Annotated in this window: 2 protein-coding genes and 1 pseudogene; 2 read left to right on the top strand and 1 reads right to left on the bottom strand. The window is 66.5% G+C overall.

All coding sequences use genetic code 11. The features are described from left to right. Positions 1-210, top strand: a pseudogene (locus EOA60_RS38330) (hypothetical protein); the annotation flags it as partial. 33 nt (positions 211-243) lie between these two features. Here the strand turns inward: EOA60_RS38330 and EOA60_RS23340 are convergent. Further along, positions 244-432, bottom strand: a complete 189-nt coding sequence (locus tag EOA60_RS23340; RefSeq protein WP_067322650.1) for a hypothetical protein — start codon at positions 430-432, stop codon at positions 244-246. Positions 433-826: 394 nt separating this feature from the next. Between EOA60_RS23340 and EOA60_RS23335 the strand changes: the two genes are divergently transcribed. Further along, a partial coding sequence (locus EOA60_RS23335) for a cation:proton antiporter (protein ID WP_245502601.1) occupies positions 827-2,886 on the top strand: 2,060 nt, incomplete at its 3' end.

Here is a 2,886-nt window from a genome sequence, read left to right as displayed (position 1 = left end):
TTCTTGGCTTGCGCGCTGGTCAGGGGCGGCCGCTCGCTGGCTGTGGTCGATCCGTTCACTGCGGGCTTCTATTCCGAGTTCGGACTGGCACTCAGGCCAATCCAGTTCGACATTCCGTTTCGCATCTCGATCATCGTCAATGATCGGTCGGCGACGGGGGCGGCGGCCGGCAAGGTCATCGAGGCGATGACCGATCTGATCGGCCGTTAATCAGCATTGCCGGCCGCCGGTCATGGATGCTTCCTATCGCTGAGCGGCTGATATCGGAAACGGCACCACTTCGGCCTCGGGCCGGGCATAGAGGGCGGTCGCGACCGCCTCGATCACAAGGTCGAGCGCCGCAAGCGCCGTGCGGCTTGTCTCGTCGTCGCCGCGCAGATAATGGCAGGCCCTGTCGAGGTGCAGGTGGGCGGCGGCAAAGTCGCTTTTCATTAGCTTCTCCTTATTGCCCCGCCGTGCCGCGACCATGCGTGAGTCGCTTTACCGACAAGCAAAGATGGGCGGCGGCATTTGAATCGAATTGTACGCGACGTCGAAGCTGCTTGAGAGAGGCGGGCGGAGCCGGAACTGCCCGATCCCTCCGCGCCTGTGAGGAAGTTGTCCGGCAGGGTAGAGGAGGCGCGGTCCCGCCGGCATCCCAGCCCTTGCAGGCACCTCCATCACGGTTAAAAGTGGCCTGCTTTGGAGATAGGTTGAATCGACGTTGGTCCTCCACGGCGCCCCCCCCGTCCTGCCGGACATCGCCCCCACAACGGGAGAGAGTGGCAGTTCCACCGCCGTGCAACCGATGCATGTGCGAAACCGTTATGGCGAGGATAATCGAGGGGTGCGGCAATTGTCCTTCATGCCCAACCGGCGCCGGCCGGTTTCTCTCGCGCTTGCGGCGGCGGCGCTTGCATCGATGCCGGCCGCCGCCTTCGCCGCCGAAAAAACCGGCATGTCGAGCGAAGGCATCTTCGTTCTCGAAGTCATTTTGCTGCTCGTCGTCGGCCGAGGCATCGGCGAATTGCTGGAGCGCCTCGGCCAGCCGGCGGTGATGGGACAGCTGATCGGCGGCATCCTGCTCGGGCCCTCGCTGCTCGGCTGGCTATGGCCCGCGGCCGAGCGGCTGGTCTTTGCCGGCGATGCCGCACAGAAGTCGATGATCAACGCCATCGCCCAGTTCGGCGTGCTGATGCTTCTGCTGCTGACCGGCATTGAGACGGACCTGAGGCTGGTGCGCCGCGTCGGCCGCGCCTGCTTTTCCATCTCCGCCACCGGCGTCGCCGTGCCTTTCGCGCTCGGCTTCGTGGCCGCGCAGTTCATGCCGGCCTCGCTGCTTGCCACCGGCAGCGAGCGCATCGTCTCCGGCCTGTTTCTGGGCACCGCGCTTTCGATCTCTTCGGTCAAGATCGTCGCCATGGTGGTGCGCGAGATGAACTTCATGCGCCGCGACCTCGGCCAAATCATCGTCTCCTCGGCCATCATCGAAGACACGATCGGCTGGGTGATCATCGCCATCACCATCGGCATCGCCACGCATGGTCGAATCGAGCTCGCCAGCCTCGCCTTCACGCTCGCAGGCGTCGCCGCCTTCATGGCCTTTTCCTTCACGCTCGGCCGCCGCATCGTCTTCGACGCCATCCGCTGGACCAACGACACCTTCCGCTCGGAATACGCGGTGGTCACCGTCATCCTCGCCATCATGGGCGGTATGGCGCTGGTCACCGACTTGATCGGCGTGCATACGGTGCTTGGCGCCTTCGTCGCCGGCATATTGGTCGGCGAGTCGCCGATCCTGTCGCGTCACATCGAGGGGCAATTGCGCGGCGTGATCACGGCACTCTTCATGCCGGTCTTCTTCGGCGTCGCCGGTCTCTCGGCCGACCTGACAGTGCTCGTCGATCCCGAGCTTGCACTGCTCACCGTGGCGCTGGTGGCGATCGCCAGCCTCGGCAAGTTCGGCGGCGCCTTCATCGGCGCGGAGGCCGCGGGCATGAGCCGCAGCGAGGGCATCGCCGTCGGCTGCGGCATGAATGCGCGGGGCTCGACCGAGGTCATCGTCGCCTCGATCGGTCTGTCGATCGGCGTGATCTCGCATACGCTTTTCACCATGATCGTCACCATGGCCGTCATCACCACCTTGGCAATGCCGCCGACATTGCGCTGGGCGCTGGGACGGCTGCCGATGGGCGAGGCGGAGAAGAAAAGGCTGGAGCGCGAGGAGGTCGACCAGCGCGGCTTCATCACCAATCTGGAGCGGCTGCTGGTGGTGGTCGACGAGGGCGTCGTCGGCCGCTTCGCCGCCTACCTCGCCGGTGTCATCAGCGCCGGCAAGCCGACGACCGTGCTCCATACAAGCGGCGAAAGCGAAGCCGACCCCGTCGAGGCGGCGCATCTGGACGAGATCGAGAAAGGCGCTGAGCAGGGCCGCGAGGCGGCGAAGGAAGCCGACGAGGAGCCCGCGCATGAAGCCCCCCTCACGCGTCGCACGCATGACGCTCCGCTCTCCGCCGAGGCGGTCGCCAAGGAGGCGCGCAAGGGCTACGGCATGCTGCTCATCGGCCTCGGCCGAGCGGTGACCGCGAAGGGCGGCTTCTCGCGCCGGCTCAACGAGGTCGCCGGCGCTTTCGAGGGCCCGCTCTGCCTGGTGCTGAAGCCGGCCGGCGTCGGCCGGCAGATGCCGCGCCTTGGGCCGGGATCCGGCAGGATCCTGGTGCCGGTCAACGGCACGGCGAATGCGCGCCGCGGCGCGGAACTCGCGCTTGCCGTCGCCTCCGTCACCGGCGCGCCGGTCAAGGTCCTCTATGTCGCGCGTCCGGGTCGCGACGAACCGCGCGACACCGTCTCGCATCGCCGCAGGGAGGCTGTGCTGAAGGACATTGTCGCGCTTGCCGACCGTTATGG

This window comes from Mesorhizobium sp. M1A.F.Ca.IN.020.06.1.1 (assembly GCF_004023265.1).
Lineage (GTDB): Bacteria > Pseudomonadota > Alphaproteobacteria > Rhizobiales > Rhizobiaceae > Mesorhizobium.
The sequence above is the reverse complement of the archived record's forward strand: the minus strand, read 5'-3'. Positions and strand labels throughout refer to the sequence as shown.